Genomic DNA, 24,754 nt, shown 5'->3' with positions numbered 1-24,754 from the left:
CCAACTGAGCTCCGTTCCTTGCAAGCCAGCAAGGATGGCGTCCTTTATTTCGATAAATTTCAGCGAGTACTCATATCTTCTAGTCCCGGCGAGGTTTGGCGCAACGCCGATCCTCTTGGCCTTGACTAGGCTCGTCGACACGTCCACCCATTCGACATCTCGGAGCGGCCACGGACCATCTGGCCCCTCTAGATAACCGTCTACCGGCATGAGCAGGAGTTGTCCCCATTCACCTGGCTCCGTCAAAGCGCCATCTCTCCAGGCAACACGGACCCAGAAGCGCAACGTGTTGTTCAGCTCAAATAGCGGAGACCAATAGGCCCGTGCGTCCATCATAACCAATTCTATCATCGCTCCCGAAGAAGGTCGTGTTCAAATGTCGGGGCCGGGTTAACGGGCAACGTACGTGCGATCAGCACCGCCGCAAGCCTAGGCACAGTACAGAAGATTTTAAGAATCTGCGTAATCTGCGGATCCAGCCCTTACGCCCGCCCGGCCGCACCTGAAAGATGGCCGGGCTCCACGCCCAGCGTCCCAAGAGCCGCGGCATAGAGCTGTTCCGGCGGGCTCATGAAGATCAGTTCCTGGGTGGCCGGCGCCACCAGCCAGGCATTCTGGCTCATCTCGCTTTCCAGTTGCCCGGGCCCCCAACCGGCATAGCCCAGCGCAATCAGGGTACGTGCCGGCCCCGTGCCGCTCGACAGATCGACCAGGATATCGCGTGACGCCGTCAGTCCGACGCCCTGTTCTTCACCATTGTCACGGACGATAAACGGCGGCCCCAGGTTCAGTGTGATATTATCCAACTGGTAGTCCAGGCTGTGCAAGACGAAGCCGCGATCATTCTGGACCGGCCCACCGCGGAAAATTCGCTGGAGTGAAGGCGCGCGATCGCCGCTGTCGATGCCCAGTTCGCGGACCATCTTGCCGAAGTTCAGGCCGTTGATGGGTTGGTTGAGGATCAGGCCCATGGCATGATCGGCGTCGTGTTGGCAAACATAGATGACGCTGTGGTCGAACGGCTGGTCCGACAGGCCGGGCATGGCGATCAGAAGATTGCCTTGATAGGAGTGGTGGTCGGCCGTGGGCTCGCTGGCGTCGTTCTGGTTCATCTGCACCCGATCCTTTGTCGATAGCCTAACATATATTACCGCACGCGTCTTGGTCTGGACGCGGTTTAGCCTATATAGGGCGCAGCTAAGGCGAATTTAAGGAGCCCCAGACATGACCATTCAATCCGGCGACGCCATCCCCGACATGAACCTGACCGTGGTCGACGAGGCGGGCCCGAAGGCCACGCCGTCGCGCGACTTTTTTACCGGCAAGACCGTGGTCCTGTTCGCCGTGCCTGGCGCCTTTACCCCGACCTGTTCGGCGCGCCATCTGCCGGGCTTCAAAGACCACGTGGCCGATTTCAAGGCCAAGGGCGTCGATGTCGTCGCCTGTACGTCCGTCAACGATTATTTCGTCATGAAGGCCTGGGCCAAGGACCAAGGCATTGCCGGCGAAGTCGTACTGCTGGCCGACGGCAGTGGTGATTTCGCCAGGGCGGTGGGCCTGGAACTGGACGGTTCGGGCTTCGGCATGGGCCTGCGCTCGCAACGCTACGCCATGATTGTCCGCGACGGCGTGGTCGACAAGCTGTTCGTCGAAGCCAAGGGCGAGTTCCGCGTGTCGGCGGCGGAGTATGTGCTGGAGAATTTGTAAGGCCAGGGGGCACGGCCCCCTGGACCCCATAATATGTTCATAGAAAAAGGGCCCAAAGATCGGGCCTTTTTCTATGAATATGTATCGAGGTGCAGGAGGCTGCGCCTCCTGCGTCTTATATTATTCTAGGAAACTGGTGCACGACCTCGATCACGCCGATGATGGATTCGTTGAAAGCCGGAAAATCCTCGGGCGGAATTAAATAGGATTTAAGTGGCTCAGCACCTGCCAGAGCATCATAACGCACCAAGTAGTCTGTGCGAATTTCGAACTTCGTTACTCTGCCCGGATGCATTGGCGCCCCATGCCAGTCTCGGGCGATCTTGATGGCAATTACTTCGCTACACAAGAATAGACTGCCTTCTGTCGGCGGGAAAGCGCGCATCCCGCAGGCTTCAATCTGCTCCAGTTCCTTCGCCCATACTGGCCGCCACAGCGTTCGGGTCGTCGTCATGACGTCCTCATTGCTTCCAGTTCAGCCCGAATCAACGGCAGCAAGGCATCATTCCGCACGCGCGCCATCTCCTGAAGCGTCATGCGTTTTCCGATGCGCTCGGCCAACAGAAATCCCACTAGATAGCCCGACCGAGACAGGCTGAGATTTTTGTTATTGGCGTAGAAGAACCGGCCATAGTCCTTCTCGTCGCGCGACTCCAGACAACCCAGCATATCAATGATCGTCGCCTGAACCGTCTCCGATGTGGCTTGACTGAGCGGCTTGTCATCCAGCAGGACATTCAGCCGTGACGCCTTGGGGTTCATCACCTGGCTGGCGTAGGTGGCGCAACCCTCCATCCACAAGGCGACATAGACCGCCGGCGTTTCGTCCAGGCTCTGTTCAGGATAGATCTGGGCCTGGTACAGGTGGAAGGATTCATGGTCCAGCAGCACCGACAAGTCCGCCCCGGCACCGTGGTATTTCACGATCCCATCCAGCCCGAGGAACAACGGCACCTTGCCTTGCCACGGTTGCAGGTGGCCGTCGAAGTTGAACAGTGACGGCATCAGATAAACCGGCGCCTTGTCTTCATCGAAATCCGGCAATGCCTTGCGGAAATGCTTTTGATGGGCGTGATAGTCCCTGGCGAAACCGTGCCACAGGTGGCGAACATCCGCAGCCATGGCGTCGAATAGCGGCAGCCACTTGGAGAGGCGCTCGTCGCTGACCTTGACTCCGGCGCCCTCATAGATGTCGGCATAGCGCTCGAAAAACGCCGATTGCAGCGCGCCCACGCGCGCTTCCATAGCGTCACCGGCCTTTAGCGGACCATAATAGATGGGCCAGAAATCGCGCATCAGGTCGATGGGTCTGGGTGATGCCGCAAAGGCGGGCCCCGCGGCGGTGACGGCTATACTGACGAGAAACAGGCGGCGATTCAGCTTCATGATCCATGATTGACGCGACTTCGACGTAAACGCAAGCCGTCAATGCGTAGCGATAACCACGGCCTTGACCAGGGCTTCCGGCCGATAGCCAAGGTCCCACGGTGTCAGGCCCATCCGCACGATGACCAGATGCTCGGACGGAATAATCGTCACCGTCTGGCCGTCATGACCGCGCAGCCAGAAGGCGTCCGCGGGCAGCCCGGCGCTTTTGCCGGTATCGCTTTCACCGGGCCCCTTCACCCAGGCCTGCATTTGGCCGTAGCCTTCCTTGTCGCCGTTCGGCGTGTGCATCAACGCGACAAAGCCCCTGGGTAACAGGCGCTTGCCTTCCCATACCCCATCCTGCATCAGGAACTGCCCGAACCGGCCCCAGTCACGCGCCGTCGCATACAGATAGGAGCCGCCGACATAGGTGCCGTGTTCGTCGGTCTCATAAACCGCGCTGGTCATGCCCAGCGGCGCGAACAGGGCCTGACGCGGGAAGGCCAGGGCGGCCTGGCGGTCGCCAATCCTGTCCATCCAAAGGCGCGCCAGGATCAGGCTGGTGCCGGTCGAATAGTGAAACTTTTCTCCGGGCGTGTCATGCAACCGTTGATGGGCGGCAAATCCGGCCATATCGGGCTGCAGATACAGCATGCGCGACACGTCCGACACATCGCCGTAGTCCTCGTCGAAAGTCAGCCCACTCTTCATCGCCGCCAGGTCGCGCACCGAAATCGCCTTGCGTCCGTCCTGCCACACGGGGAACAGCGCCGCATCGTCCAGCCCCAGCTTGCCATCCGCCACGACCCGGCCCAACAGCGCGGCATTGACCGTCTTGGTCATCGACCATCCCAGCAACCGCGTGTTGGGTGTGAAGGCCTTGCCATACGATTCACCGATCACCTGGCCGTCCTTCATAACGACCACGGCGCGCATACCCGGACCGGTCAGGGCGGCGTCGCCAAGAACAGCAGCCAGCTTGCCTTCGGGTGCGACAGGCGCCCCTTGCTCCGCCGGCGTTATGTCGGGCTGGCTGATCCCCAGCACTTTGGTGACATCGCCATCGGGTACGCTGACACAGCCCAGGCCGGGGCGATGCACGGCGACGCCCGGCGCAAACAAGCCGGCCATGCGAGCGGTTACAACGTCGCCTTCGACCTTGACGGTTACCAGCTTCAGCACCGGATTGCCGGGCGCCTGGACGTCGTCACCCAGCACGCTTTCGGCGTCTCGACCCGTCAGGAACAGGTTGGAGCAGACAATTTTAGCGGCATAACCGTCGCCGACGCGCAACAATTCCGGTGGCGCGGCTTCGAGCCAGGCTCCGGCGCCGATCACAACGACGGCCAGGATGGCAACAATACCGGTGAGAATCCGTTTGAGCATCTTTGAGGTCCGCTGCCTGCTGGGTTAACCATGACACTAACAGCAAGGCGCGACAGTTTAAAGAAAAAGGGCAGGGGTCTCGGACCCCTGCACCCCAAAACTTTTTCAGAATAACGATCTGGAAACGAACTGCCCCTTTTAGACTTCAAGTGGAAGTCAAAAAGGGGCAGTGGGCTCAGAACAGTTCGTCTTCGAGCGCCATAATCGCCTCGGCGCCACCTTTCATCTTCGCCAGATGCGCATCGGCGTCCGGCAAAATCCGCTCCAGGAAGACACGTCCGACCTTCAGCTTCGACGCATAGAACGGATCTGTCGAACCCTCGGCGATCTTCGTCTGGGCCTCCTTGGCCATCATCGCCCACATATAGGCGGTGCACGTCAATCCGAAGAGATGCAGGTAATCCAGCGATCCGGCCGCCGCATTGTCGGGATTGCCCATGCCGTTCTGCATCAGCCACATCGTCCCGTCCATCAGCTTGGCCTTGGTCTCCTTCAAGGCCTTCACATAGGCCGGCACCGCGGTCGAACCCTCTTCCGACGCCACATAGCCGTCGATTTCGCCCAGGAAGGTCTGCAATGCCCGGCCGCCCTTCGACGGCAATTTACGTCCGACCAGATCGAGGGCCTGGACACCATTGGTGCCTTCATAGATCAAGGTAATACGTACATCGCGCATATATTGCGACGCCGGGAAGTGCTCGGTAAAGCCCGAGCCACCGTGCACCTGCATCGCGTCCTGCGTAACCTTCAGGCCCTTTTCCGTCAGGTAAGCCTTAATTACGGGCGTCAGCAAACCCATATAGTCATTTGCTTTTTCACGCGTTTTTTCGTCTTCGCTGACGTGGGCGAAATCGGCCTGTAACGCCACCCACATCAGAAAGGCCCGCCCGCCTTCGATCAGGGCGCGCGATTCCAAAAGCATCCGCCGTACGTCCGGATGGACCAGGATGCTGTCGGCCGGCTTGTCCGGCGACTTAGGCCCCGTCAGGGCCCGGCCCTGCAAACGTTCCTTGGCGAACTGTGTCGCCGCCACATAGGCGGCATGGCCGATTGCCAGCCCCTGCAGGCCGACGCCGAAACGGGCATTGTTCATCATGTAGAACATGATCTTCAGCCCCTCGTTCGGCGCGCCCAACAGATAGCCCGTCGCCTCTTCATAGACCATCACGCAGGTCGAATTGCCGTGAATGCCCATCTTGTGTTCCAGCCCGGCGCATTGCAGGCTGTTGCGCGCACCCGGATTACCGTCCGCGTCGGGTATAAACTTGGGTACCAGGAACAGCGAAATCCCCTTCACGCCCTCTGGCGCGCCTTCGATCCGCGCCAGAACCAGATGGCAGATATTTCCAGTAAAGTCGTGCTCGCCAGCCGAGATCCAGATCTTCTGGCCGCTGACCTTGTAGGTTCCGTCCGCCGCCGGCACTGCCTTCGAGCGCAGCAAGCCCAGATCGGTGCCGCAGTGCGGTTCGGTCAGGTTCATCGTCCCCGACCACTCGCCGGAGATCAATTTGGGCAGGTACAGATCCTTCAATTCCTGCGTACCGCCGGCCGTCAGGGCCGATATGGCGCCTTCGGTCAGGCCGGGATACATGCCGAAAGCCGAACCGGCGCCCGACAGCATTTCAGAGAAGGCGGTGTTGACGAAGTGCGGCAGGCCCTGACCGCCATAGGCCGGGTCACCGGACAAGGCCGTCCAGCCGGCTTCCACCAGCGCCCTGTAGGCTTCCTTGTATCCCTTCGGCGCTGTCACCTCATGGGTAACCGGGTCAAGCGTGCAGCCTTCCTTGTCGCCGCTGATATTGATCGGATGAACCACCTCTTCGGTGAACTTGGCGGCCTCTTCCAGGATGGCGAACACAGTGGCGGAATCGGCGTCTTCGAAACCCTTCAGGTTATGATATTGGTCGGTCTTGAAGACGTCCGCGATGAGAAACTGATAGTCGCGGACCGGGGCTTGATAGGCCATCTGACATTCATCCTGTAGATCTATATAGTGTGCTTAAGCTTTGTGTTCACTCAAATTTTCAGCTTCCAGCTTATGTATCTCGCCTTCCAGCCAGACACAGCCGTCCTGCATGTCGTGGATCGCCGCATCGATATCTTCGCGCTGGCGCTTCAGGGTTTCGATCTGCCCGCGATACTTGACCAGGGTGGCGCGCATCTGCGATGCCCCGTGGTCTTTCGGTGAGTAGAGATCGAGGATTTCGTGGATCTCGACCAGGGAGAAACCCAGTCGTTTGCCGCGCAGGATCAGTTGCAAACGCGCCCGGTCGCGGGCGGAATAGATGCGCGTCTGGCCCTTGCGTTCGGGTGAGATCAGGCCCTTGTCTTCGTAAAAGCGCAACGCGCGGGCGGTGACGTCGAACTCCTTCGAGAGCTGACGAATCGAAAAGGTGCGGTGCAGATCCTTGTGTGGCGTTTCCATGGGCATTTTCTTGTGATGGGAGTTTATGGCAAAAGTTTACATTGACGTCAACGTAAAGATATTGGGATTTGACCGTTACGTCAACAATTTTGTTGCCCCTACGGAATAGTCTGCCCGGAAGGGCTGCGCGGTGCGGAGCCCGTTGCAGGATTCACCCCACAGATTTGCACAGATTTTCGCAGATTTTTCAGAGTCTTGTTTTGCTCGTGAAAGCTGAACCCTTTCTGCCGCGCGAAGCGCCTTTCTTAATCTGTGCTAATCTGTGCAAATCTGTGGGCAGACTCTTTGCCTCTCGCATTGACGGACTCCCGTGCCCGGCTTAAAGGCAGCGCAACATCAATGTTCCAAAGGTATTTTCCCGATTATGTCTTCTCTTGCTCCCCTTGCTTACGCTGGCCGTGCATGGCCGTTTGAACAGGCCCGCGCCCTGATTGCGCGCCTGATCAAATCGCGCATCCAGGGGCATGAGGAGCAAAAACGTGCGTTGAGCCTTATCGAGGCCGGCAAAACCGACGAAGCTCTGGGGCAGTACGAAGCGCTCGGTCGCCCGGTGATTTTCGAAACCGGCTACGGTCCATCGGGCCTACCGCATATCGGCACCTTCGGCGAAGTGGCGCGCACGACCATGGTCCGCCAGGCCTTCGAAGCCATGACGGGCAATGCTTGGCCGACCCGCCTGATCTGCTTCTCCGACGATATGGACGGCCTGCGCAAGGTGCCGGAAGGTATCCCCAATCCTGACGTTCTGCATGAAGATCTATACAAGCCTTTAACGGTCGTTCGTGACCCGTTCGGTGAATATCCGTCGTTTGGTGCGCACAATAACGCGCGTCTCAAGAAATTTCTTGATGGCTTTGGATTTACTTATGAATTCTTGTCGTCGACCGAGTGTTACAAGAGCGGTGTTTTCGACCAAACCCTGCTAACGGCGCTGGATCGTTTCGAGCAGATCCAGGGCGTCATGCTGCCAACCCTGGGTCCAGACCGGCGCTCGACCTATTCGCCCTTCCTGCCCATTTCGCCCGTGACCGGCCATGTGCTTCAGGTCCCGACCCTGGAACGTAATGTGGCCGCGGGCACGATCGTCTTTGAAGAAAACGGCGAGCGTTTCGAGGTGCCGGTGACCGGCGGTCACGTCAAGATGCAGTGGAAGCCCGACTGGGCCATGCGCTGGGCGGCCCTGGGCGTCGACTACGAAATGGCCGGCAAGGACCTGATCGACTCGGTCAAGGTGTCGTCGCAGGTGTGCAAGATTCTGGGTGGCGTGCCGCCTGAAGGCTTTAACTACGAACTGTTCCTCGACGAACAGGGCCAGAAGATTTCCAAGTCGAAGGGCAATGGCCTGACCATGGATGACTGGCTGCGTTACGGCGCGCCGGAAAGCCTGGCCTATTACATGTTCCAGTCGCCGAAATCGGCCAAGAAGCTCTATTTCGACGTCATTCCGCGCGCCACGGATGAGTTCCTGCAACAGCTCGAAGCCTTCCCGAAACAGGAACCGGCCAAGCAGATCGAAAACCCGGTTTGGTTTGTGTTGCGTGGCGCCGAGGTCGGCAAAGGCATGCCGGTCACCTTCGGCTTGATGCTGAATCTGGTGTCGGCGGCCAATGCCGCAGACAAGGAGACTCTGTGGGGGTTCCTGCGCGCCTATATTCCGGGCGCAACACCTGAATCGGAACCGCTGCTCGATCGCCTGGCCGGCTATGCGCTGAATTATTTCGAGGACTTCGTCAAACCGACCAAGGCCTTCCGTTTGCCGACCGATGTCGAAAAGGCGGCTATGCTTGATCTGGTTGCAGCCTTCAGGGCGTTGCCAGCTGGGACGAATGACGCTGAGACTCTGCAGAATCTGGTCTTCGAGGTCGGCAAAAACCACGGCTTCGAGCCGTTGCGAGCCTGGTTCCAGGCGCTGTACGAGGTCTTGTTGGGGCAGTCGCAAGGGCCGCGCTTTGGGTCGTTCGTGGCAATCTTCGGCCTCGATCGCACCATCGCCTTGCTGGAACAGGGCATAGCGGGCGAGCTGGTAGGGTAAGGGCAGCGCAAATCAGAGACAGCAGTTGGCTCGCCGAAGCGAGAGAAACATTCCGCATTGACCGCGTGCCGGTAGCATGATGACCTCCGTCCAAATCGGGAGTTCATCATGTTGCGCCACGTCCTTGCCGTAAGTCTTCTGCTGGCCTCCACCAGTGCGCATGCCTTGCCGACGGGCGCGCAAATCGACTCCGCCGTCCGTGTAGCCATGGCTAATACAGGCGCCAAGGGGTTGGCCATCGCCGTTATCGACGACGGCCAGGTGACCTATGTCAACGCCTACGGCCAGCGTAATGCCGCCGGCGATCCCCTGACCGCCGACACCGTCATGTATGGCGCGTCCGTTACCAAGACGGTTTTCGCCTATACGGTCCTGCAACTGGTTGATCAGCATAAAATCAATCTTGATACGCCACTGGCAGCGGACCTCGATAAGCCGCTGATCGACTATGACCCGAACGCCATCTATCCCGACAAGTATGGCCCTTACAAAGACCTGGCGACCGACCCGCGCTGGAAGCTGATCACGCCGCGCATGGTGCTGACCCATTCTACCGGCTTCTCAAACTTCTGGTGGATCGAGCCCGATCAGAAATTGCGCATCCATTTCGACCCCGGCACGCGCTACGCCTATTCCGGCGAAGGCATGATCCTGCTGCAATTCGTGATCGACAACGGCCGCAAATCCCAGGGGCTCGGTGTCGATGTCGGCGACCTGACCCAGGCCAACTTCACCCGCCTCGGCATGACACGCACCTCGTTGAAATGGCGCGACGACTTCCGGCCCAACCTGGCTGACGGCTGGAATGACAAGGGTGAGGTCGGCGAGCACGATGAACGCTCAAAAGTCCGCGCCGCCGGCTCCATGGATACCACTATCAACGACCTGTCAAAATTCGCGGCCGCCCTGGTCCGAGGCGATGGCCTGTCGCCGGCGTCACGCGCTGAGCTGGTCAAGCCGCAACTGCATATCACCACCCGCACACAATTCCCGCCGTTCCAGCCCGAACTGCCTGCTGCCGAACAGCGCAAGGACCTGTATGCCGGTCTCGGCGTGGTGGTTTTCGATGGACCGCAAGGCCACGGCTTCTTCAAAGGCGGTCACGATGGCCAGACCGCCAATACCCTGGTCTGCCTGGAAAGCCACAAGCGCTGCGTCTTGATTCTGTCCAACGACGTCCGCGCCGAGGCCAGCTTCGCCTCCCTTGTCCAGCAGATCCTCGGCGACACCGGCGTACCCTATGATTGGGAATATGGCGACCAACCCGGCAGGTCGTAGGCGTAGGACGGAGTCTCGTTTGACCCAAGGTGTAATCTGGAACTTCTACGCCACGGATGATGACTTGAGCAGCGTCATGGACTGGATGATGGCTCTGCCGGGCATGCAGTGTCTGGAAATCTATTCCCGACCCGACAAGCCAAACCGGTCCTTCGACAGCGTGCCAAAAAGCGATTGGCAAAATCTGTCCTTGGGATTTTGGCCGTCCAGGGTGGGAAGCGCGCCGCAACGGCGGCGCATCTGGTTCAGTCTCGACACCATGGCCCGCATGAGGGCCTTAGGTCGTACGCAGTTGGAAAGCCCTGCCATCATTACTATCGGTCAGGTCAAGGCGCTGGCCGAGCCGGATATAGCGCCGTGCGAACTCCGTTATTGGGGTGAAACCAGCGCCAGGCGTTACGGTAATTTCACTCAGGCTCAACTGGATGATGTCGACTGGGCGGAGCTGGAGAAGACGATGCTGACCGTTCGGAAGCACATAAAGGCCTCTGCCGTGGCGAACTGGCGGTCAAAGCCCGTGCTGCCGGGCGTCGCCGAGGTACTTAAATCGTCATCGGAGAAGTTGTGGTTTTGGGGCCATATCGGCACGATATGACAGGCGTGACGTCAGTCCGGACAACCGGGCGTCAATCTCCGGAATGGATAACATCCAAGGCACCGGGGCTGTTGGCCGTGGCGGCCATGACTAGCCGGTCGACCCCGGAATGTGCCGCGCGTTCGTCGATTTCGCCAGCATTCAGCCGGTGAATGACGCCGCTTAGATAGGCGCGCAAGGCCGCGCGGTCACGTGGATCGAATCTCAGGGAGCTAGCGGCTTCGATTTGCGCCTGAAGGCCGGTCAATACCTTGTGCGTCTCCTCGGTCGGCCCCTTCATGCGTTCGATCTGCTCGGAAATGAAGGTGTAGCGATCAGTCGCGTTCAACAGGTTGGTCATGGGAACTCTCCTTTGCCAGCCTGCCGATTTTCGCTCAAATGCGGCAGGATGACAAAGCACACTTGTTCACGTTTGCTGCATCGCACATGCGACGGCCGTGATCGTATGGGGCATAACTGGCCATGCCATGATGGTTGCCAGAAGGTGTCCCTTCCTCGAAAATGGCTTAACATATTCTCTCATAGCGTCATATCATTCGCTCGATGGCAGCCTGGGTGTCACTTGGCAGGCTGTTGAAACATATCCGCGCCTCCCGGGCATGGGTATGTAGCAGGTTGATCAGGCGCTCGAACAACAACAGGTGCTGCGGCGGTATCCTAACGCCGGCACCGATCAGCGCCACATCAAAGGTCCGGCTTTCCAGCAACGGTTTGACGATAGCTTCGGCGCCATGGGCATCCGGCGGGATGAAGCACTGCTCGACCTCATAGCCCAGAGCCTGGAGGCCGGCCTTTGACGCCGCCAGGTCGGCTTTCAGCTTTTCAACGGTCAGTCCTGGAAAATTGTCGAGATTGGCCAGTTCCGGCGCAATGCCGATGATCAGTACGGATGTGGTCATGGCTTTCCCCTTTTGCCGCGTGATAGCGCCTCTAAATGCCTTTCAGCCGTCCGACGGTATCAGGCTCGCCGGGAACTATATACACCCTATACCATTCCAGGTCCTTGCGAAGCGCCAGCGCTTCGGCACTCAACCGCCCGTCCTCGCCCAGGCTGAACTGATCGACACCCGGATTCCGACACGCTGCATAAAGACTGTAGACGCCGGGTGCCAGGCGCGCCGAACCGAAAGGCTTGTCGGCAACGACAGATGTGATGTGGACACAACCTGTGGCGCAGGTGAAAGGCACGCAGGTGACGCGGTCCCAGTGGTCGAAATCGGGAAGCTCGTCGGCCGTTACCACCTCAAGCCAATGTTCATTTCCGTCGGCTTCTGTACCTATCATGCGAAAGCGCGCCGCGCCGGCGAAGCCTTGCTGGAACTTGGCATCGTCCCAGTTTTCGTCGTCCGAAAACGTCCCGCCGGGATCGTCGCAAACGACAAATTGATAATGTGAGGCAAATATGCAGCACGTGATGATCGGTGTCTGGGCCATGTTTCCCCTACGATTCCGTATCGTGAATAGCCTTGTCAGGGTTTGAACGAGCGCGGAAAGTGGCGCTGACGAAAACGTCTGACGCTCAAAAGCGAGACATTATGCTATTTCGGACGTCCGACAACAAGAACCCAGAGGATTACCGAGCCGGCGCTTCCGCCCGCTCTGTCAGGCCATAGTCCCGCAGAACAGCCGCTACCCGCAACCGGTAATCGCTGAACACATGGTCACGGCCGGCGGCTTGCGCGCGGCGGTGCGGCTCAACCTCACGCCATGCCTTGACCGCGTCTTCGTCGCGCCAGAAGGACAGGGACAATAACCGTTTCGGATCGCTCAATGATTGAAAGCGCTCGATCGAGATAAACCCATCCATCTGATCCAGCCGCGGTCGCAACGCCGCGGCCAGGTCGAGATAGGTTTGCATCTGGCCCTCCGCCGGTTCGGCCTCAAAGATCACGGCAATCATGACGGCCTCCGATCGATGGACGACGGGATGTCTTCGACAAAGGTCCGTTCCTCGCGCAGGATAAACCGCTTGTCGCGCGCCAGGGAGAAATTGGCCGCACCTTCAGCATCGTCCTTCAAACGCGCCCGATAGGTTTCATACTCGGCCAGGCTGTCGAAGCGGATCAGGCCCCAGGCAATATCGTTGGTCCCTTCATGCGGCAGGAAATAACCCACCAGATGGCCGCCGCAGCGCGGAATGATGCGTCCCCAGTTATCGGCATAGACGGCAAAGGCTTCACGCTGGAAAGGGTCGATCCGGTAGCGGATAAAACAAGTCAGGCTCATGGCACGTCCTTCAACTGTTGACGAAAAAATGTTTCGCAAGCGGCGTACAGATGCTGGCGGCCGCTTTCGAGATGCAGCAGATGCGTGCCACGCGGCACTGTGGCGTGGTGGAAATATCGCGCATCCAGTTGGTTGCCTATACGGTGCATGTCTTCATGGCTGCACACGCTGTCCCATTCGCCGCGCACAACAAGAGTAGGGCGGCTCAGTCCGGCGGGGTCATAGGCGGGGCGTCCGCTCCACGCCGCAGATATGTCGTTGTAGGGCGCAGACGGCACCCGAACCGCCGGCGGGCTCCGCATCGAGCTTTCAGCATCACTATTCAACCAGTCCGTCGCCCACGCCGCGAAATGCGCCTGCGACAGTACGGCAGTTTCGCCGGCCGGCACGTCGGCGGTGAACCGGACATATTGATCCTGAACCGAAATTAGCAGGTCTTCGCGCAGTTCCGGTACGGCGGGACCGTCGCGCCGGGCAATCGGGCCGAACAGCGCCAGCGCCTTTAGTCGTCTCGGATAGAGACAGGCAAAGGCGCCGGCGGGGAGGCTTCCCCAACTATGCGCCAATATCAGGATTTTCTCGTAACCTGTTGTCTTGATGATATAATCAACGGCGTCGAAAATCTGATCCGCCGCATCAAACCACGGCCGCCCGCGCGACCGGCCATGCCCGGCGAAGTCCAGCCCCCAGACGTCGAACCCGGCGGCCGACAGACTGTCGGCCCACGACACGCCATCGAAGCGATAGCCGATCGACAAGGCGATGGGGAAGGTCGAGCCGTGGACATACAGCACCGGCCAGCCTCTGCCTGCCTGCCGCCAAAGCGCCAATCCATTGTTGAATCCGTGTACCTGCATGGCGTGATTCATAGAGCCTTGACGCTTGATCATGCTTCGATCACCATCAAACCATGCTCGCCTTTTTCCGAGGTACTTGGTCCCATGAAACTCGGTCCTGACATAGCTCGCATAGCCGCCCTGATCGGCGACCCCGCACGCGCCAATATGCTGACGGCGCTGATGTCAGGTCGCGCCCTGACGTCTTCGGAACTGGCCCTCGAAGCCGGTGTCACGCCAGCCACCGCGTCTTCGCACCTCGCAAAACTGGCGGAAGCCAATCTGATCCAACCCACGGCCCAGGGCCGGCATCGCTACTGGCGCCTGTCCGATCCGCAGGTCGCGGCTGTGCTGGAAAGCCTGATGGGCCTGGCCGCGCGTGACGGCACCACCCGCGTCCGCACCGGCCCGAAGGAGCCGGCGTTGCGCAAGGCGCGCGTTTGCTACGACCATCTGGCCGGCGATTACGGCGTGCGACTGTATGACAGCCTGATCGAAAAAGCCGTTATCAGCCAATCTGGCGAACGCCTGACACTTGGTCCCGCCGCCAACCGCTTCATCGAAGACCTCGCCCTTGACTTGGGCCCGTCGACCCGCCCGACCTGTCGCGCCTGCCTCGACTGGAGCGTTCGCCAGCATCACCTCGCCGGGCGTCTCGGCACGGCACTGCTCAACCGGTTTTTCCAACTGGGCTGGGCGCATCGCGACCCCGCCAGCCGCGCCGTTCATTTCACCGCCGACGGTGAACGCCAATTCTTGCTGCAGATTCGTCCAGCCGATGCGGCAGCCTGATCTATTCGACCAAAAAGTGCGCCTGCAAGGTGGCAATCGGATGGTCGCGCTGCTCCTGCCACGCGGTCACCTCGACATTGGCCACCGTCCGCCCGACGCGATTGAGCACTGCCCGCGCATAGGTCCTGACCGGCTTGCCTGAACGCAGATATTGGACCGTGACATTGATCGGCTTGGGGATGTGGTCGAAGCGTTCCGAAAACGCCAGTTGCGCCATGGCCGTGATTTCCATGAACGCCCCGATCACCCCGCCATGCAGGGCAGGGATCATCGGATTGCCGATCAGCTTGTCGTCGAACGGCAGATGCGCCGTCAACTCGTCGCCGGCCAGTTCGATCTGCACGCCCAGAAAGCCGGCGAACGGAATGGATTTAAGAACCTCTGCCGGGTGACAGGGCTCGCTCCGGTTCATCTTGCCCAGATCTGCGCTCATGCCTTGGCCTTCAATGTCGGAGAGGAGATGATAAAGGCCGCCTGTGCTGCCGCCACGGGATCGTCCGGGCTGACCTCGTAGGCAAAGGCGCGGACGAAACCCACGCTGCGCGTCAGCTTATAGCACTTGGCCGTCGCTTTCAAATCGTTGTCGGGCATGGCCGGGCGCATATAGTCGATACGCAGGTCCAAAGTGGCGATCGGCTTGAATTCGTTGATCCGGTCCCACACGGCCATGCCGCATGTATTGTCGAGCAGGGCGGTCACCACGCCCGACGCGAAGACGCGCGTCTCCGGATCCCCGATCAGATCGGCGCGATAGGGCAGGACCATGGTGGTGCCGTTCTTGTCGCTGCCGACATAGCGCGCGCCAATCGCCTTCATATAGGGCGTGTGGTCGATAATGGTGGCGAACATCTCGGCGAAGGGCTGGCTCATGTCGGTAGTTTCGCCTATCTTGCCGCACGCGTCAAAGTGTAATCCCTGACGCAGCGCAGCAAAAAGTCCTTGCAAATTCAACCAAAGGGGCTTTTTTACATAACGTCATTCCTGCTCTTACGAAAGCCGCGCCATGTCCGCGTTTCTGGACTCCGTTCCCGCCGCCAAATCCGCTCTGGTCCTGTTCTCGGGTGGCCAGGATTCCAGCGTCTGCCTGGCCTGGGCGCTCAATACCTATGAACGCGTCGAAACCATCGGCTTTGACTATGGCCAGCGCCACGCGATCGAGATGATGGCACGTCAGACCGTCCTAATGCGCTTCCGCGAAGTCTACCCGCTGGCCCGCGCGCGCCTGGGTGACGACCATGTCTGCGACCTGAAGGGTTTTGGCGCCGTAGCCGAATCGTCTCTGACGCGCGAGTCGGCGATCGTTATGACCGAACGCGGCCTGCCGTCGTCCTTTGTCCCCGGTCGTAACCTTGTCTTCTTCGTCTATGCCGCCGCAGTGGCCGATCGCCGCGGTATCGACCATCTGGTCGGCGGTATGTGCGAAACCGATTTTTCCGGTTATCCCGACTGCCGGGCCGATACGCTGAAGGCGATGGAAACGGTCCTTAATCTCGGCGTCGAGCGGCCCTTCACCATCGATACGCCGTTGATGTATCTCAACAAGGCGCAGACCTGGGCCATGTCCCAGGACCTGGGTGGTACGGCCCTGGTCGATCTGATCCTGGAAGAGACTCACACCTGCTACATGGGGGAACGCGGCGAGCGCCATCCGTGGGGCTATGGCTGCGGCGACTGCCCGGCGTGCCAGTTGCGAAAAACAGGCTTCGAGCACTTTCTCGAGATGAAACAACACGCGGAGCGGTGAGCCGAGGGCGTGATCTACAGATTTTTGGTTCGCGCAACGCAGTGACGGCACGTCTTCTACGGTGGAATTTTTGATCACGAAAAGCACGAAAATCAGAAAAGCACGAATGGGAGAGGGCTGCATCTTCCTCGCCCGAAGGGCATTCGACCACGTTGCGGCCCACTTGAGTTAATGCGCTTCGCGCGGTCCACTGCAACTTTCATTCGTGCTTTTCTGATTTTCGTGCTTTTCGTGATCCAAGATTCCACTATCGAAGACGTGCGGTCACCACGTTGCGCGAAACCATTCTACACTCAGTTGGGAGTTACGAAAACCTGTGTTTATCCGCGACATCAGCGGACAAACCCTTAGCTTTTCACAGCCATGTACAGTTTCAAAGAAATCTTCCTGACCCTGCAGGGCGAGGGCGGCCAAGCCGGTCGCGTCAACGTCTTTGCGCGTTTCGCCGGTTGCAACCTGTGGAGCGGGCGTGAGCAGGACCGCGCCACGGCGGCCTGCGATTTCTGTGACACCGACTTTGTCGGCACGGATGGCGAAAATGGCGGCAAGTTCGCGACACCCCACGATGTCGTCGCGGCCCTCGACGCCGTTTGGGGCGAGGGCAGGGCAACCGAGAAGGCCGTGGTCTTTACGGGCGGCGAACCTTTGCTGCAATTGGATACCGACCTGGTAACCGCTGTAAAATCAGCCGGTTACTTCATTGCTGTCGAAACCAATGGCACTTTGCAAGCGCCCGCTGGCATCGACTGGGTCTGCGTATCGCCCAAGGGTGAAAATCGCTTGCGCCAGACAAGCGGTCAGGAGCTTAAACTTGTCTGGCCGCAAGCAAGTGTAAATCCGTCCGAATTTCTGGAAATGAATTTCGAGCGCTTTTATCTACAGCCCAAGGATTCTGCCGATCAGGCTGCCAATACGCAGTCTGTCATCGACTATTGCCTGGCCCATCCGCAATGGCGGATGAGCGTGCAGACCCATAAGCTGGTGGGCTTGAAATAGAGTTAGTCTTCGCCGCCCTGGCCGCCGGCGGTCATCTCGGCTGTACTGATCGCGCAGCCCTTCAGGGTCTTGCCGTCAATTGTCGCTTCCGCGGTCAGGGGATAGACGCGATCGCTCATGCCGTCCGAACAGGATTTGTCGCTGAGCGTGACGCTGAGGGCGCCGCTGGTCAGGCTGGCCGCATTGCCTTTGAGCGCGAACGCGGCCCCGGCGAAGTGTCGGCCCTGGTCTTCGGGTGTCGAATAGACGATGTCGCCGGCGGCGATTTGCAATCCCCAGAAGGGTTCCGTGCCATTGACGCTGACAGGCTGGCTCAGATCGATGCCGCCCAGCACCGGCGCCGACACCGGCTCCGGGACCGAACTGACTGCAGCAGCAGATGGCGCGGCCGCCGGTTCTCCGCCGGAAACTTCCGGTTGGCAGGCGCACAGGGCCAGCAGGGAAAGGCAAATGAGGGGTAAGCGTCGCGACATAACCGGTTCCTCTCAAATCAAAAAACACGGAACCTGTTCTCCAGGCCCCGCGTTTCAAAAAGCGTTCATTCCTGCGGGGAGGGGCTTACAGCAGTTCTTTATACAGGGTGAACACCTGCGTCAGGACCTTGCGATAGGTGTTCGCCCACTTCAACTGGCCAACATTGGTACCCAGAGCGGCGCCGGCAGCATCACTGAGCAGTGACTGCGTCGCGCGCGAGGCGAAGTCCAGAGCAGCCTTGTTCTTTTCCAGCTCGAGCTGGGCTTCTGCACGCTTGGTATCTGCTGCACTCGCCATATCTATGGTCTCCAAATAAATGAGTAACAACGGTCTTGTCGCTTGCTTTTCAACATTGTGCATCGCGAAAAAGCCACAGACAGTCGTTTTGGCGCCACCTGTGACTCCTTCGCCACGCATCGATTATTTACTTTTTATGCAGCGTCCAGCAGCACGACTTCGGCGTCTTCCAGTGCGGTAATCCGCAACTCGGCCTCGTCCTTGATCGCCGCGCCGTCGCGCGTGTCGAGTTCGACGCCATTGACGGCGACCCTGCCCTTGGCCACGACCAGGTAAAGGTACCGAGCGCCGCCCGTTTCCACAGGTCGGTAGGTCTCTGCCTGGTCCTTCAGCAGGGTGGCGCCCAGCAGCCGGGCCGGCGTATGGATCTTCAGCGCATCGCCGTCATTGTCGAAGCCCGAGGCCAAGGGCACGAATTTTCCCGCCCGATCGGTCTTGGGGAAGGGCTTGGCGCCCCAGCTCGGCGCATGACCGCGCTCGCTGGGCAGGACCCAGATCTGGAACAGCGTCGTCGGGACGTTTTCGACATTGTATTCGGCGTGGCGGATGCCGGTCCCGGCCGACATCACCTGAACGTCGCCGGCTTCGGTCCGGCCCTTATTGCCCAACGAATCCTCGTGGGTAATGGCACCTTCGCGAACATAGGTGATGATTTCCATATTGTCGTGCGGATGGGGCGGAAAGCCTGACTGCGGCGCGATCTCGTCGTCGTTCCACACGCGGATGGAACCCCAGCCCATCTTGGCCGGGTCGTAATAGCTGGCGAAGGAAAAATGGTGTTTGGCGTTCAGCCAGCCGTGATTGGCGCCACCCAGTTTGTCATAAGGCCGTTTGTCGATCATGGAAATCTCTCCCAAAAGCAGTGCCAGAAACAATGATGGGCGGTATATAAGTGTAACTGTATCGATTACAATAGGCCGACGCTATGTGCCCCACCACCGGTCTGGCCGCGATGGCGGAGGAAGGCGTCGAGCAGCACGCACGACATCATGGCCTCGGCCACCGGCACGGCGCGGATGCCGACGCACGGGTCGTGCCGGCCCTTGGTGAGCAGTTCAACCTCCTGGCCGGCCACATCGATGCTCTCACGCTTGGTCAGGATCGACGAAGTCGGTTTCAGCACCATTCGGGCTACGACCGGCTGGCCGGTGGAAATCCCGCCCAATATCCCGCCGGCGTGGTTGGAGCGGAACACCGGCACGCCGTTGTCCATCCGCATTTCGTCGGCATTGTCTTCGCCGGACAGTTCCGCCGCGCCGAAACCTTCGCCGATCTCGACCCCCTTGACGGCATTGATGGTCATCAGCCCGGCCGCCAGTTCGGAGTCGAGCTTGGCATAGAGCGGCGCGCCCCAGCCGGCCGGGACGCCATCGGCAACGACCTCTACAACGGCGCCGATACTGGAACCTGCCTTGCGGATGCCGTCGAGATAATCTTCCCACAGGGGGACGGATGCTGCGTCGGGCGAAAAGAACGGGTTTTCCGCCGTCTGGGCCCAATCCCAGTTGGCCCGGTCGACACGATGCTTGCCCAATTGGACGAGAGCGCCGCGTACCTCGATGCCGCCGACCAGGGTTTGCAGAACCTTTAGCGCTACGGCGCCGGCCGCGACACGCGCAGCGGTTTCCCGCGCACTGGACCGGCCGCCGCCGCGATAGTCGCGGACACCATACTTGGCGAAATAGGTATAGTCGGCGTGGCCTGGGCGGAATTGGCGGGCGATTTCGCCGTAATCCTTGGAGCGTTGATCGGTGTTTTCGATCAGGATCGAGATCGGCGTGCCCGTGGTAACACCTTCGAACACGCCGGACAGGATCTTTGCCTCGTCGGCCTCGCGGCGCTGGGTAACGAAGCGCGAGCCGCCGGGCTTGCGCCGGTCCATGGCCCACTGGATATCGGCTTCGCTCAGGCTGATGCCCGGCGGGCAGCCGTCGATAACGCAACCGAGCGCCGGCCCGTGGCTCTCGCCCCAGGTGGTAACACGAAACAGATGGCCGAAGGTGTTGTGCGACATAGGATTTCCTACATGAATTCCGGACGCAACGCGTTCGGCAAGGCCAAGCGGCCGCCCGAGCTAATGCGAGGAGCCATGCGGCGTTTGAGCTAAATCAAACGGCTAGGCTTTAGCCGCATTCATCTCAGGCTGCAATTTTTTTAGTGTGCAAATAGGTGCGGCTTCGCTCATATCTGACACCGTTGGTTGCGAGAGAAATCATTATGCTCAAGGCGCTTGGCAAAATCCCCTTCTGGCTGCGGACCGTCATAGCTTTTGCCGCTGGTATCGCCGTGGCACTCTATTGGGGCAAGGCTGCCCTGCCGGTGCTCGATCCGATCGGCAACACCTATATCCGCGCTATCAAGATGCTGGTGGCGCCGCTCGTCTTCTTTACCATTGCTGCCTCTGTGGCGCGACTTGGCCACGGCGAAGAGTCCGCCGGTGGGGGCCGGGCCGTGCGCCTGGGCATCTATACGATCTTCTGGTTCATGCTGACCTCCGCCATTGCCGTCTCGATCGGCCTGGCCATCGGCTACTATTTCCAGCCTGGCACGGGGCTGAGCGGTCTGCCTTTGGAAAATGTGACACCGAAGGTCATTCCGCCGGTCGTGGATGTCGTTACCGGCATCGTGCCATCTAATATCTTCAAGGCCTTTGCCGAAGGCCAGATCCTCAGCATCGTCTTTTTCGCTATTCTGGTGGGCGCTGCCCTCGGTGTACTGGGCCAAAAGACGCGCGAGCTGGGCGTCCTGGTTGAGCAGGGCTCGCAGGTCATGTTCCGCCTTACGCGCTGGATCATTCAGTTGACGCCGATCGGCGTCTTCGGCCTGATCGGCTCGGTCGTGGCGTCATATGGCCTTGAGGCGCTACGCCCGCTGATCCCCTATATCGGTCTGATCTATATGGGGTGCCTGATTGAAATCTTCCTTGTCTATCCAGCCCTGCTCAAACTGCATGGCCTGCGCATCCTGGGCTTCTACAAGGGTATTTTCCAGGCTCAGCAGACGGCCTTCTTTACCTGTTCGTCGATAGGCACCCTGCCGGTTTCGCTACAGGTAGCGGTCGATAATCTGAAACTGCAAAAGGGCTATGCCGGCTTTGCCTTGCCGCTGGGCGCCAATATGAAGATGGACGGCTGCGGCGCCATCTACCCAGCGATTTCCGCGATCTTCATTGCCAACTATTTCCACGTCCCCCTGACGCTGCAGCACTATATCATCATTGCCCTGGCCAGCATCCTGGGTTCGCTGGCGACGGCGGGCGTGCCGGGCGTGGCGACGGTCATGCTGACAGTTACCCTGTCGGCCGCCGGCTTGCCGCTGGAAGGGATTGCGCTGTTGGCGGCGATCGATCGTATCCTGGACATGATGCGCACGGCGACCAATGTGACCAGCCAACTGGTCTGCGCCACCCTGGTGTCGCGAGAAAACGGCCTGATCGAGGCGGGATCGCCTCTGCTGACAGATAAGCCGCTGGCTGGGCAGAGACCTGACTAGCTACCAAGCGCCGCCTTCTGCCGACCGGCGGCATCGAAATTCGACGGGTCCAGCCAGGCCTCCAGGCGCGCACGGACTTCGGGCCAATCCTCGACGATGACCGAGAACCAGGCCGTGTCGCGCCGCCGGCCCTTGGTCACCACGGCATTGCGAAACACGCCCTCGAAGGTAAATCCAAGCCGTAAAGCTGCCCGCACCGATGGCGCATTCAACTGGTCGCATTTCCACTCGTAACGCCGGTAACCGGCGTCGAAGGCCTGTTTCATCATCAGATACATGGCTTCGGTCGCCGCGGTCGATCTCTGCAGGCCGGGCGAAAAGGTCAGGCCGCCAACCTCGACCGATCCATTGCTCAGGTCGTAACGCATATAGCTGGCCAAGCCCACTGGCGCTTCGTTCCGACAAATAACAAATGTATGGAAGTCCCTGTTTTTGCTGTAGTCCTGGACAACGTCATCAAGTTCCTTCGCAGAGACAAAAGGCCTCCACGGCAGATAGCTGAACATGCGACCGTCGTCCTGGGCAAAGGCATCGAACAGCCCCTGGGCGAACCGCGTGTCGTAAAGGACGACCCGGCAGGTGCGTCCCTGCAGGGCCACGTCCGGCAATCGCTCACGAGCCGTCCAGCCGGGCAGGGCCTTGCCAACCGGGTGGCCGAAACCGTCCGGACGCACACCCAACGACGGGCTGATTGTATCGGGCCTTACGACGCCCATTTCAGCCGGAATTCGCTCAGGGCCTCCGCATAGGACGCCACCCGATTCATGGCCGCTTCCAGGCGGACATGCAGGTCGCCGGCGGGGCTGGAGTCTGTCGCCGGCAGCCCAAGCCCCTTCAGGCACAGGCTGGAGCCACGCGGCGCGTCCTTTTCGATCGCCACCTCGTGCGGGCCGTGCGGGGTGTCGATGCGTGCCAGCCCGCCGATGGCAAAGATGCGCGCCTCGACCTGCGCCGTCATCCAGATATCGTTACCCCACACCCGCACGCCATCGCCGGCTTCGATATGGATGCGGAAGATTTGGGCTTCGCGCACGGCGCCCTGGGTCGCCACACGAACAATGTCGCCATTGCGCAGGCCGGCCAGCAGGGGCACACTCAGGGTCTTCATCTGCGTCAGCGAGGTCAGCTTTTCATAGGGGCCCGACACTTCCAGAGCCGGTACGTCGCAGGTCGTGTCGCCGCCGTACAGCGCCTGGGCCAGGCTGATATCGAGGCGGACGGATCTTTCGAGATCACTTGGCGGCTTGGGTAAATTCGGAACCAGATCCGTGGCTTCACGGAAAATCTTGTTATCCGACATCAGCAATTCGCGGGCCAGCAGCAGGCGGCGCAACAGGGCGTCCGTCCCGCCGTTGATATCGGGATGGGCGTCCTTCAGCTTCAGGCGAAAGGCCGCGCGGACCTCATCATCGCTGGCCGGACCGGCCAGGCCCAAAGCTACCAGAGCCTCGGCGCGGTTGGCCGGCTCGGGGATCATTTCGATGACGGGGAAGGATTTGGGGGTCTTTTTTGCGCGGGCCATGGCGATCTCGGAATGGGAACGGCCTGTTATCTCCCGCAAACCCTTAACGCGCCGCTAACCATGTTTCATGGTTTCAAAATTCCCTCAGCCGCCCTATACCCACGTTCTGGAGCTTCATCATGTCCGATACCCTGATCCCCGCCAGCCCGTCCGATGCCGACTACGCCGAGGCCCACGCGGCGCATGCGGCGGAGATCGATGTCGCGGAGCCATTCTCCCTGTTTGCGCAGTGGCTGAAGGATGCCAGGGCAAAGGAACCCAACGACGCCAACGCCATGGCGGTGGCAACGGTCGACCCGGACGGCCTGCCTGATGTTCGTATGGTGCTGCTGAAGGATTTCGACGCCCAGGGCTTCGTCTTCTACACCAACACCCACAGCGCCAAGGGTCAACAGTTGATGGCCCACCCGAAAGCAGCCTTGCTGTTCCATTGGAAATCCCTGCGCCGTCAGGTCCGTATCCGCGGCGAGGTCACGACGGTCAGCGACGCCGAAGCCGATACCTATTTCGCCTCGCGCGCCCGCCAAAGCCAGATCGGCGCCTGGGCTTCGGATCAGTCGCAACCCCTGCCGGACCGGTTTGCCCTGGAAAAGCGCGTCGCCGAGTATGCGCTGAAGTTCGGCCTGGGGAAGATCGAGCGCCCGCCGCACTGGACGGGTTTTCGCGTGGCGCCGCTGAGTTTCGAATTCTGGCGCGACATGCCGTTCCGCCTGCATGATCGCGTACACCTGACACGCGTTGACGGTGGCTGGACCCGGGAAAAGCTGTATCCGTAGATCTACCAGGTCGCCGGATCGCTTTGGTACCAGGGCCTGATATCGGTCACCGTCATACCGGCGCTGCGTGCCGCTGCGACACCCTCGTCGCTGTCTTCGAAGACGTGACAGGCTGCGGGATCAATATTGAGGTTTTCGGCTGCCTTCAGGAACAAGTCGGGCGCTGGTTTCGGTACGCCGGTGTCTTCGATCGTCACAACCGTGTCGAACAGGTCGATAAGGCCGATAGCTGTCAGCGATGCCCTCACAACAGCCTTTTGCCCGGCGGAAGCCACCCCCAACCGCAGCCGCCCATGGTGTCGGCGCACCATGTTTTCCGTGAAGGGCACGGCCTTTACCGCGCCGACATGGTTGAGGAACATGGCAGGCGTGCGCACGCGAATATCTTCGTCATCGATGACGACGCCTGTTTCGGCTTCCAGGGCCGCGAGCAGTTGCCGTCGCGACAGACCGACGCGTGCGGCATAGAAGGCAGCCGTAAACTCGACATCGTAAACGGCGATGGCCTCGCGAAACGCACGAAAATGGGCGGCGAAGGTGTCGGCGAGCGTGCCGTCGCAATCGAAGATCAGGGCCTGAATATGGGCCTCGATCACGGGTACCGGGGGGAGTGACATCGGGCTTCTCTGCGCCATGACATAGGCCGGGTCAAGCCGACTGCAATATTTTCGAACCATGGCTGATATCGCCTCTACATGGCGGCAATTGGGGGCCGTATTGGCACGGTGCGCGACATGATGGGCGCCCCAGGACCAAGAGTAGGAAGCGTCAGTTCCAGTCCGCAAACGCGCCTGAGCGGTTGCCAGAT

General features: G+C 60.1%; 30 protein-coding genes. 9 read left to right on the top strand and 21 right to left on the bottom strand.

What is annotated here, in order from left to right; all coding sequences use genetic code 11:
• Positions 1-482 precede the first annotated feature (482 nt).
• The gene (locus tag AC1DXO_RS12210; RefSeq protein ID WP_476978426.1) at positions 483-1,112 is read right to left on the bottom strand and encodes a YqgE/AlgH family protein; all 630 of its coding nucleotides are present in this window, start codon (positions 1,110-1,112) and stop codon (positions 483-485) included.
• A gap of 112 nt (positions 1,113-1,224) precedes the next feature.
• On the opposite strand from AC1DXO_RS12210, the gene AC1DXO_RS12205 reads away from it, so the two are divergent.
• A complete protein-coding gene (locus tag AC1DXO_RS12205; RefSeq protein ID WP_476978425.1) occupies positions 1,225-1,707 on the top strand; it encodes a redoxin family protein in 483 nt (160 codons plus the stop codon).
• 115 nt (positions 1,708-1,822) lie between these two features.
• Here the strand turns inward: AC1DXO_RS12205 and AC1DXO_RS12200 are convergent, their stop codons facing one another.
• The 5 genes from AC1DXO_RS12200 to AC1DXO_RS12180 form a co-directional block, all read right to left on the bottom strand.
• Positions 1,823-2,161, bottom strand: a complete 339-nt coding sequence (locus tag AC1DXO_RS12200; protein WP_476978424.1) for a hypothetical protein — start codon at positions 2,159-2,161, stop codon at positions 1,823-1,825.
• Entirely contained in the window at positions 2,158-3,093 is a 936-nt protein-coding gene (locus AC1DXO_RS12195) for a DUF5700 domain-containing putative Zn-dependent protease (protein WP_476978423.1), read from the bottom strand. The genes AC1DXO_RS12200 and AC1DXO_RS12195 overlap by 4 nt, the downstream gene beginning before the upstream one ends.
• A 39-nt stretch (positions 3,094-3,132) precedes the next feature.
• Positions 3,133-4,461 (bottom strand): serine hydrolase domain-containing protein, encoded by a 1,329-nt coding sequence (locus AC1DXO_RS12190; RefSeq protein WP_476978422.1) that lies wholly within the window; start codon positions 4,459-4,461, stop codon positions 3,133-3,135.
• Between the two features lie 175 nt (positions 4,462-4,636).
• A complete protein-coding gene (locus AC1DXO_RS12185) occupies positions 4,637-6,427 on the bottom strand; it encodes an acyl-CoA dehydrogenase C-terminal domain-containing protein (protein WP_476978421.1) in 1,791 nt (596 codons plus the stop codon).
• Between the two features lie 33 nt (positions 6,428-6,460).
• The gene (locus tag AC1DXO_RS12180; RefSeq protein WP_476978420.1) at positions 6,461-6,886 is read right to left on the bottom strand and encodes a MerR family transcriptional regulator; all 426 of its coding nucleotides are present in this window, start codon (positions 6,884-6,886) and stop codon (positions 6,461-6,463) included.
• 364 nt (positions 6,887-7,250) lie between these two features.
• On the opposite strand from AC1DXO_RS12180, the gene AC1DXO_RS12175 reads away from it, so the two are divergent.
• From AC1DXO_RS12175 to AC1DXO_RS12165, 3 genes are all read left to right on the top strand, one after another.
• Entirely contained in the window at positions 7,251-8,918 is a 1,668-nt protein-coding gene (locus AC1DXO_RS12175) for a lysine--tRNA ligase (RefSeq protein WP_476978419.1), read from the top strand.
• 108 nt (positions 8,919-9,026) lie between these two features.
• Positions 9,027-10,196, top strand: coding sequence for a serine hydrolase domain-containing protein (locus AC1DXO_RS12170; RefSeq protein ID WP_476978418.1), 1,170 nt, complete (start codon positions 9,027-9,029; stop codon positions 10,194-10,196).
• A 19-nt stretch (positions 10,197-10,215) separates the two neighbouring features.
• A complete protein-coding gene (locus AC1DXO_RS12165) occupies positions 10,216-10,791 on the top strand; it encodes a hypothetical protein (protein ID WP_476978417.1) in 576 nt (191 codons plus the stop codon).
• 31 nt (positions 10,792-10,822) lie between these two features.
• Here AC1DXO_RS12165 and AC1DXO_RS12160 read toward each other — a convergent pair whose 3' ends face one another.
• From AC1DXO_RS12160 to AC1DXO_RS12135, 6 genes are all read right to left on the bottom strand, one after another.
• Positions 10,823-11,131 carry a hypothetical protein gene (locus tag AC1DXO_RS12160; protein WP_476978416.1) on the bottom strand — a complete coding sequence of 103 codons (309 nt, stop codon included), beginning with the start codon at positions 11,129-11,131 and terminating at the stop codon, positions 10,823-10,825.
• A 187-nt stretch (positions 11,132-11,318) separates the two neighbouring features.
• Positions 11,319-11,690 (bottom strand): hypothetical protein, encoded by a 372-nt coding sequence (locus AC1DXO_RS12155; RefSeq protein ID WP_476978415.1) that lies wholly within the window; start codon positions 11,688-11,690, stop codon positions 11,319-11,321.
• Between the two features lie 31 nt (positions 11,691-11,721).
• Entirely contained in the window at positions 11,722-12,225 is a 504-nt protein-coding gene (locus AC1DXO_RS12150; protein WP_476978414.1) for a hypothetical protein, read from the bottom strand.
• A 139-nt stretch (positions 12,226-12,364) separates the two neighbouring features.
• Positions 12,365-12,691, bottom strand: coding sequence for an antibiotic biosynthesis monooxygenase family protein (locus AC1DXO_RS12145; RefSeq protein WP_476978413.1), 327 nt, complete (start codon positions 12,689-12,691; stop codon positions 12,365-12,367).
• On the bottom strand, positions 12,688-13,017 hold the full coding sequence (locus tag AC1DXO_RS12140; RefSeq protein ID WP_476978412.1) for an NIPSNAP family protein: 330 nt from the start codon (positions 13,015-13,017) through the stop codon (positions 12,688-12,690). The genes AC1DXO_RS12145 and AC1DXO_RS12140 overlap by 4 nt, the downstream gene beginning before the upstream one ends.
• Entirely contained in the window at positions 13,014-13,907 is an 894-nt protein-coding gene (locus tag AC1DXO_RS12135) for an alpha/beta hydrolase (protein WP_476978411.1), read from the bottom strand. The genes AC1DXO_RS12140 and AC1DXO_RS12135 overlap by 4 nt, the downstream gene beginning before the upstream one ends.
• A gap of 51 nt (positions 13,908-13,958) precedes the next feature.
• Between AC1DXO_RS12135 and AC1DXO_RS12130 the strand changes: the two genes are divergently transcribed.
• On the top strand, positions 13,959-14,645 hold the full coding sequence (locus AC1DXO_RS12130; protein WP_476978410.1) for an ArsR/SmtB family transcription factor: 687 nt from the start codon (positions 13,959-13,961) through the stop codon (positions 14,643-14,645).
• Position 14,646: 1 nt separating this feature from the next.
• On the opposite strand, the gene AC1DXO_RS12125 is transcribed toward AC1DXO_RS12130, so the two are convergent.
• A complete protein-coding gene (locus AC1DXO_RS12125) occupies positions 14,647-15,078 on the bottom strand; it encodes a PaaI family thioesterase (RefSeq protein ID WP_476978409.1) in 432 nt (143 codons plus the stop codon).
• On the bottom strand, positions 15,075-15,515 hold the full coding sequence (locus tag AC1DXO_RS12120; protein ID WP_476978408.1) for a PaaI family thioesterase: 441 nt from the start codon (positions 15,513-15,515) through the stop codon (positions 15,075-15,077). The genes AC1DXO_RS12125 and AC1DXO_RS12120 overlap by 4 nt, the downstream gene beginning before the upstream one ends.
• 133 nt (positions 15,516-15,648) lie before the next feature.
• On the opposite strand from AC1DXO_RS12120, the gene queC reads away from it, so the two are divergent.
• A complete protein-coding gene (gene queC / locus AC1DXO_RS12115; protein WP_476978407.1) occupies positions 15,649-16,389 on the top strand; it encodes a 7-cyano-7-deazaguanine synthase QueC in 741 nt (246 codons plus the stop codon).
• A gap of 363 nt (positions 16,390-16,752) precedes the next feature.
• Positions 16,753-17,385: a 7-carboxy-7-deazaguanine synthase gene (queE, locus tag AC1DXO_RS12110; RefSeq protein ID WP_476978406.1), complete on the top strand. Its 633-nt coding sequence runs from the start codon at positions 16,753-16,755 to the stop codon at positions 17,383-17,385.
• 2 nt (positions 17,386-17,387) lie between these two features.
• Here the strand turns inward: queE and AC1DXO_RS12105 are convergent, their stop codons facing one another.
• The 4 genes from AC1DXO_RS12105 to aroC all read right to left on the bottom strand — a co-directional run bounded on the left by AC1DXO_RS12105 (position 17,388) and on the right by aroC (position 20,170).
• Complete coding sequence (locus AC1DXO_RS12105; RefSeq protein ID WP_476978405.1) at positions 17,388-17,858, bottom strand: COG3650 family protein; 471 nt, start codon at positions 17,856-17,858, stop codon at positions 17,388-17,390.
• Positions 17,859-17,943: 85 nt separating this feature from the next.
• The gene (locus AC1DXO_RS12100) at positions 17,944-18,156 is read right to left on the bottom strand and encodes a hypothetical protein (RefSeq protein WP_476978404.1); all 213 of its coding nucleotides are present in this window, start codon (positions 18,154-18,156) and stop codon (positions 17,944-17,946) included.
• 134 nt (positions 18,157-18,290) lie between these two features.
• Positions 18,291-18,998: a pirin family protein gene (locus AC1DXO_RS12095; RefSeq protein WP_476978403.1), complete on the bottom strand. Its 708-nt coding sequence runs from the start codon at positions 18,996-18,998 to the stop codon at positions 18,291-18,293.
• A gap of 65 nt (positions 18,999-19,063) precedes the next feature.
• Positions 19,064-20,170: a chorismate synthase gene (aroC, locus tag AC1DXO_RS12090; protein WP_476978402.1), complete on the bottom strand. Its 1,107-nt coding sequence runs from the start codon at positions 20,168-20,170 to the stop codon at positions 19,064-19,066.
• Positions 20,171-20,373: 203 nt separating this feature from the next.
• Between aroC and AC1DXO_RS12085 the strand changes: the two genes are divergently transcribed.
• Positions 20,374-21,648 carry a dicarboxylate/amino acid:cation symporter gene (locus AC1DXO_RS12085; RefSeq protein WP_476978401.1) on the top strand — a complete coding sequence of 425 codons (1,275 nt, stop codon included), beginning with the start codon at positions 20,374-20,376 and terminating at the stop codon, positions 21,646-21,648.
• Here the strand turns inward: AC1DXO_RS12085 and AC1DXO_RS12080 are convergent.
• The gene (locus AC1DXO_RS12080) at positions 21,645-22,364 is read right to left on the bottom strand and encodes a GNAT family N-acetyltransferase (protein ID WP_476978400.1); all 720 of its coding nucleotides are present in this window, start codon (positions 22,362-22,364) and stop codon (positions 21,645-21,647) included. The two genes, AC1DXO_RS12085 and AC1DXO_RS12080, sit on opposite strands and share 4 nt — an antisense overlap.
• Positions 22,352-23,170: a DnaJ C-terminal domain-containing protein gene (locus AC1DXO_RS12075; protein WP_476978399.1), complete on the bottom strand. Its 819-nt coding sequence runs from the start codon at positions 23,168-23,170 to the stop codon at positions 22,352-22,354. Before AC1DXO_RS12075 ends, AC1DXO_RS12080 begins: the two co-directional genes overlap by 13 nt.
• A 119-nt stretch (positions 23,171-23,289) precedes the next feature.
• Between AC1DXO_RS12075 and pdxH the strand changes: the two genes are divergently transcribed.
• Complete coding sequence (gene pdxH, locus AC1DXO_RS12070; RefSeq protein ID WP_476978398.1) at positions 23,290-23,946, top strand: pyridoxamine 5'-phosphate oxidase; 657 nt, start codon at positions 23,290-23,292, stop codon at positions 23,944-23,946.
• Between the two features lie 2 nt (positions 23,947-23,948).
• On the opposite strand, the gene AC1DXO_RS12065 is transcribed toward pdxH, so the two are convergent.
• Entirely contained in the window at positions 23,949-24,563 is a 615-nt protein-coding gene (locus AC1DXO_RS12065) for an HAD family hydrolase (RefSeq protein ID WP_476978397.1), read from the bottom strand.
• Positions 24,564-24,754 lie beyond the last annotated feature (191 nt).

The organism is Asticcacaulis sp. P2_C5, from assembly GCF_056404555.1.
The sequence above is the reverse complement of the archived record's forward strand: the minus strand, read 5'-3'. Positions and strand labels throughout refer to the sequence as shown.

Excerpts from the sequence above, each read along its gene's own strand:
- AC1DXO_RS12145 (WP_476978413.1), bottom strand. The coding sequence starts at position 12,691 with ATGATTGCCGTGATCTTTGAGGCCGAACCGGCGGAGGGCCAGATGCAA.
- AC1DXO_RS12180 (WP_476978420.1), bottom strand. The coding sequence starts at position 6,886 with ATGGAAACGCCACACAAGGATCTGCACCGCACCTTTTCGATTCGTCAG.
- AC1DXO_RS12125 (WP_476978409.1), bottom strand. The coding sequence starts at position 15,078 with ATGAGCGCAGATCTGGGCAAGATGAACCGGAGCGAGCCCTGTCACCCG.
- queC (WP_476978407.1), top strand. The coding sequence starts at position 15,649 with ATGTCCGCGTTTCTGGACTCCGTTCCCGCCGCCAAATCCGCTCTGGTC.
- AC1DXO_RS12195 (WP_476978423.1), bottom strand. The coding sequence starts at position 3,093 with ATGAAGCTGAATCGCCGCCTGTTTCTCGTCAGTATAGCCGTCACCGCC.
- AC1DXO_RS12190 (WP_476978422.1), bottom strand. The coding sequence starts at position 4,461 with ATGCTCAAACGGATTCTCACCGGTATTGTTGCCATCCTGGCCGTCGTT.
- AC1DXO_RS12205 (WP_476978425.1), top strand. The coding sequence starts at position 1,225 with ATGACCATTCAATCCGGCGACGCCATCCCCGACATGAACCTGACCGTG.
- AC1DXO_RS12210 (WP_476978426.1), bottom strand. The coding sequence starts at position 1,112 with ATGAACCAGAACGACGCCAGCGAGCCCACGGCCGACCACCACTCCTAT.
- AC1DXO_RS12160 (WP_476978416.1), bottom strand. The coding sequence starts at position 11,131 with ATGACCAACCTGTTGAACGCGACTGATCGCTACACCTTCATTTCCGAG.
- aroC (WP_476978402.1), bottom strand. The coding sequence starts at position 20,170 with ATGTCGCACAACACCTTCGGCCATCTGTTTCGTGTTACCACCTGGGGC.
- AC1DXO_RS12140 (WP_476978412.1), bottom strand. The coding sequence starts at position 13,017 with ATGAGCCTGACTTGTTTTATCCGCTACCGGATCGACCCTTTCCAGCGT.
- AC1DXO_RS12130 (WP_476978410.1), top strand. The coding sequence starts at position 13,959 with ATGAAACTCGGTCCTGACATAGCTCGCATAGCCGCCCTGATCGGCGAC.
- AC1DXO_RS12120 (WP_476978408.1), bottom strand. The coding sequence starts at position 15,515 with ATGAGCCAGCCCTTCGCCGAGATGTTCGCCACCATTATCGACCACACG.
- AC1DXO_RS12100 (WP_476978404.1), bottom strand. The coding sequence starts at position 18,156 with ATGGCGAGTGCAGCAGATACCAAGCGTGCAGAAGCCCAGCTCGAGCTG.
- AC1DXO_RS12175 (WP_476978419.1), top strand. The coding sequence starts at position 7,251 with ATGTCTTCTCTTGCTCCCCTTGCTTACGCTGGCCGTGCATGGCCGTTT.
- AC1DXO_RS12085 (WP_476978401.1), top strand. The coding sequence starts at position 20,374 with ATGCTCAAGGCGCTTGGCAAAATCCCCTTCTGGCTGCGGACCGTCATA.
- AC1DXO_RS12080 (WP_476978400.1), bottom strand. The coding sequence starts at position 22,364 with ATGGGCGTCGTAAGGCCCGATACAATCAGCCCGTCGTTGGGTGTGCGT.
- AC1DXO_RS12065 (WP_476978397.1), bottom strand. The coding sequence starts at position 24,563 with ATGTCACTCCCCCCGGTACCCGTGATCGAGGCCCATATTCAGGCCCTG.
- AC1DXO_RS12200 (WP_476978424.1), bottom strand. The coding sequence starts at position 2,161 with ATGACGACGACCCGAACGCTGTGGCGGCCAGTATGGGCGAAGGAACTG.
- AC1DXO_RS12095 (WP_476978403.1), bottom strand. The coding sequence starts at position 18,998 with ATGATCGACAAACGGCCTTATGACAAACTGGGTGGCGCCAATCACGGC.
- AC1DXO_RS12150 (WP_476978414.1), bottom strand. The coding sequence starts at position 12,225 with ATGGCCCAGACACCGATCATCACGTGCTGCATATTTGCCTCACATTAT.
- AC1DXO_RS12170 (WP_476978418.1), top strand. The coding sequence starts at position 9,027 with ATGTTGCGCCACGTCCTTGCCGTAAGTCTTCTGCTGGCCTCCACCAGT.
- AC1DXO_RS12105 (WP_476978405.1), bottom strand. The coding sequence starts at position 17,858 with ATGTCGCGACGCTTACCCCTCATTTGCCTTTCCCTGCTGGCCCTGTGC.
- queE (WP_476978406.1), top strand. The coding sequence starts at position 16,753 with ATGTACAGTTTCAAAGAAATCTTCCTGACCCTGCAGGGCGAGGGCGGC.
- AC1DXO_RS12155 (WP_476978415.1), bottom strand. The coding sequence starts at position 11,690 with ATGACCACATCCGTACTGATCATCGGCATTGCGCCGGAACTGGCCAAT.
- AC1DXO_RS12135 (WP_476978411.1), bottom strand. The coding sequence starts at position 13,907 with ATGATCAAGCGTCAAGGCTCTATGAATCACGCCATGCAGGTACACGGA.
- AC1DXO_RS12185 (WP_476978421.1), bottom strand. The coding sequence starts at position 6,427 with ATGGCCTATCAAGCCCCGGTCCGCGACTATCAGTTTCTCATCGCGGAC.
- pdxH (WP_476978398.1), top strand. The coding sequence starts at position 23,290 with ATGTCCGATACCCTGATCCCCGCCAGCCCGTCCGATGCCGACTACGCC.
- AC1DXO_RS12075 (WP_476978399.1), bottom strand. The coding sequence starts at position 23,170 with ATGGCCCGCGCAAAAAAGACCCCCAAATCCTTCCCCGTCATCGAAATG.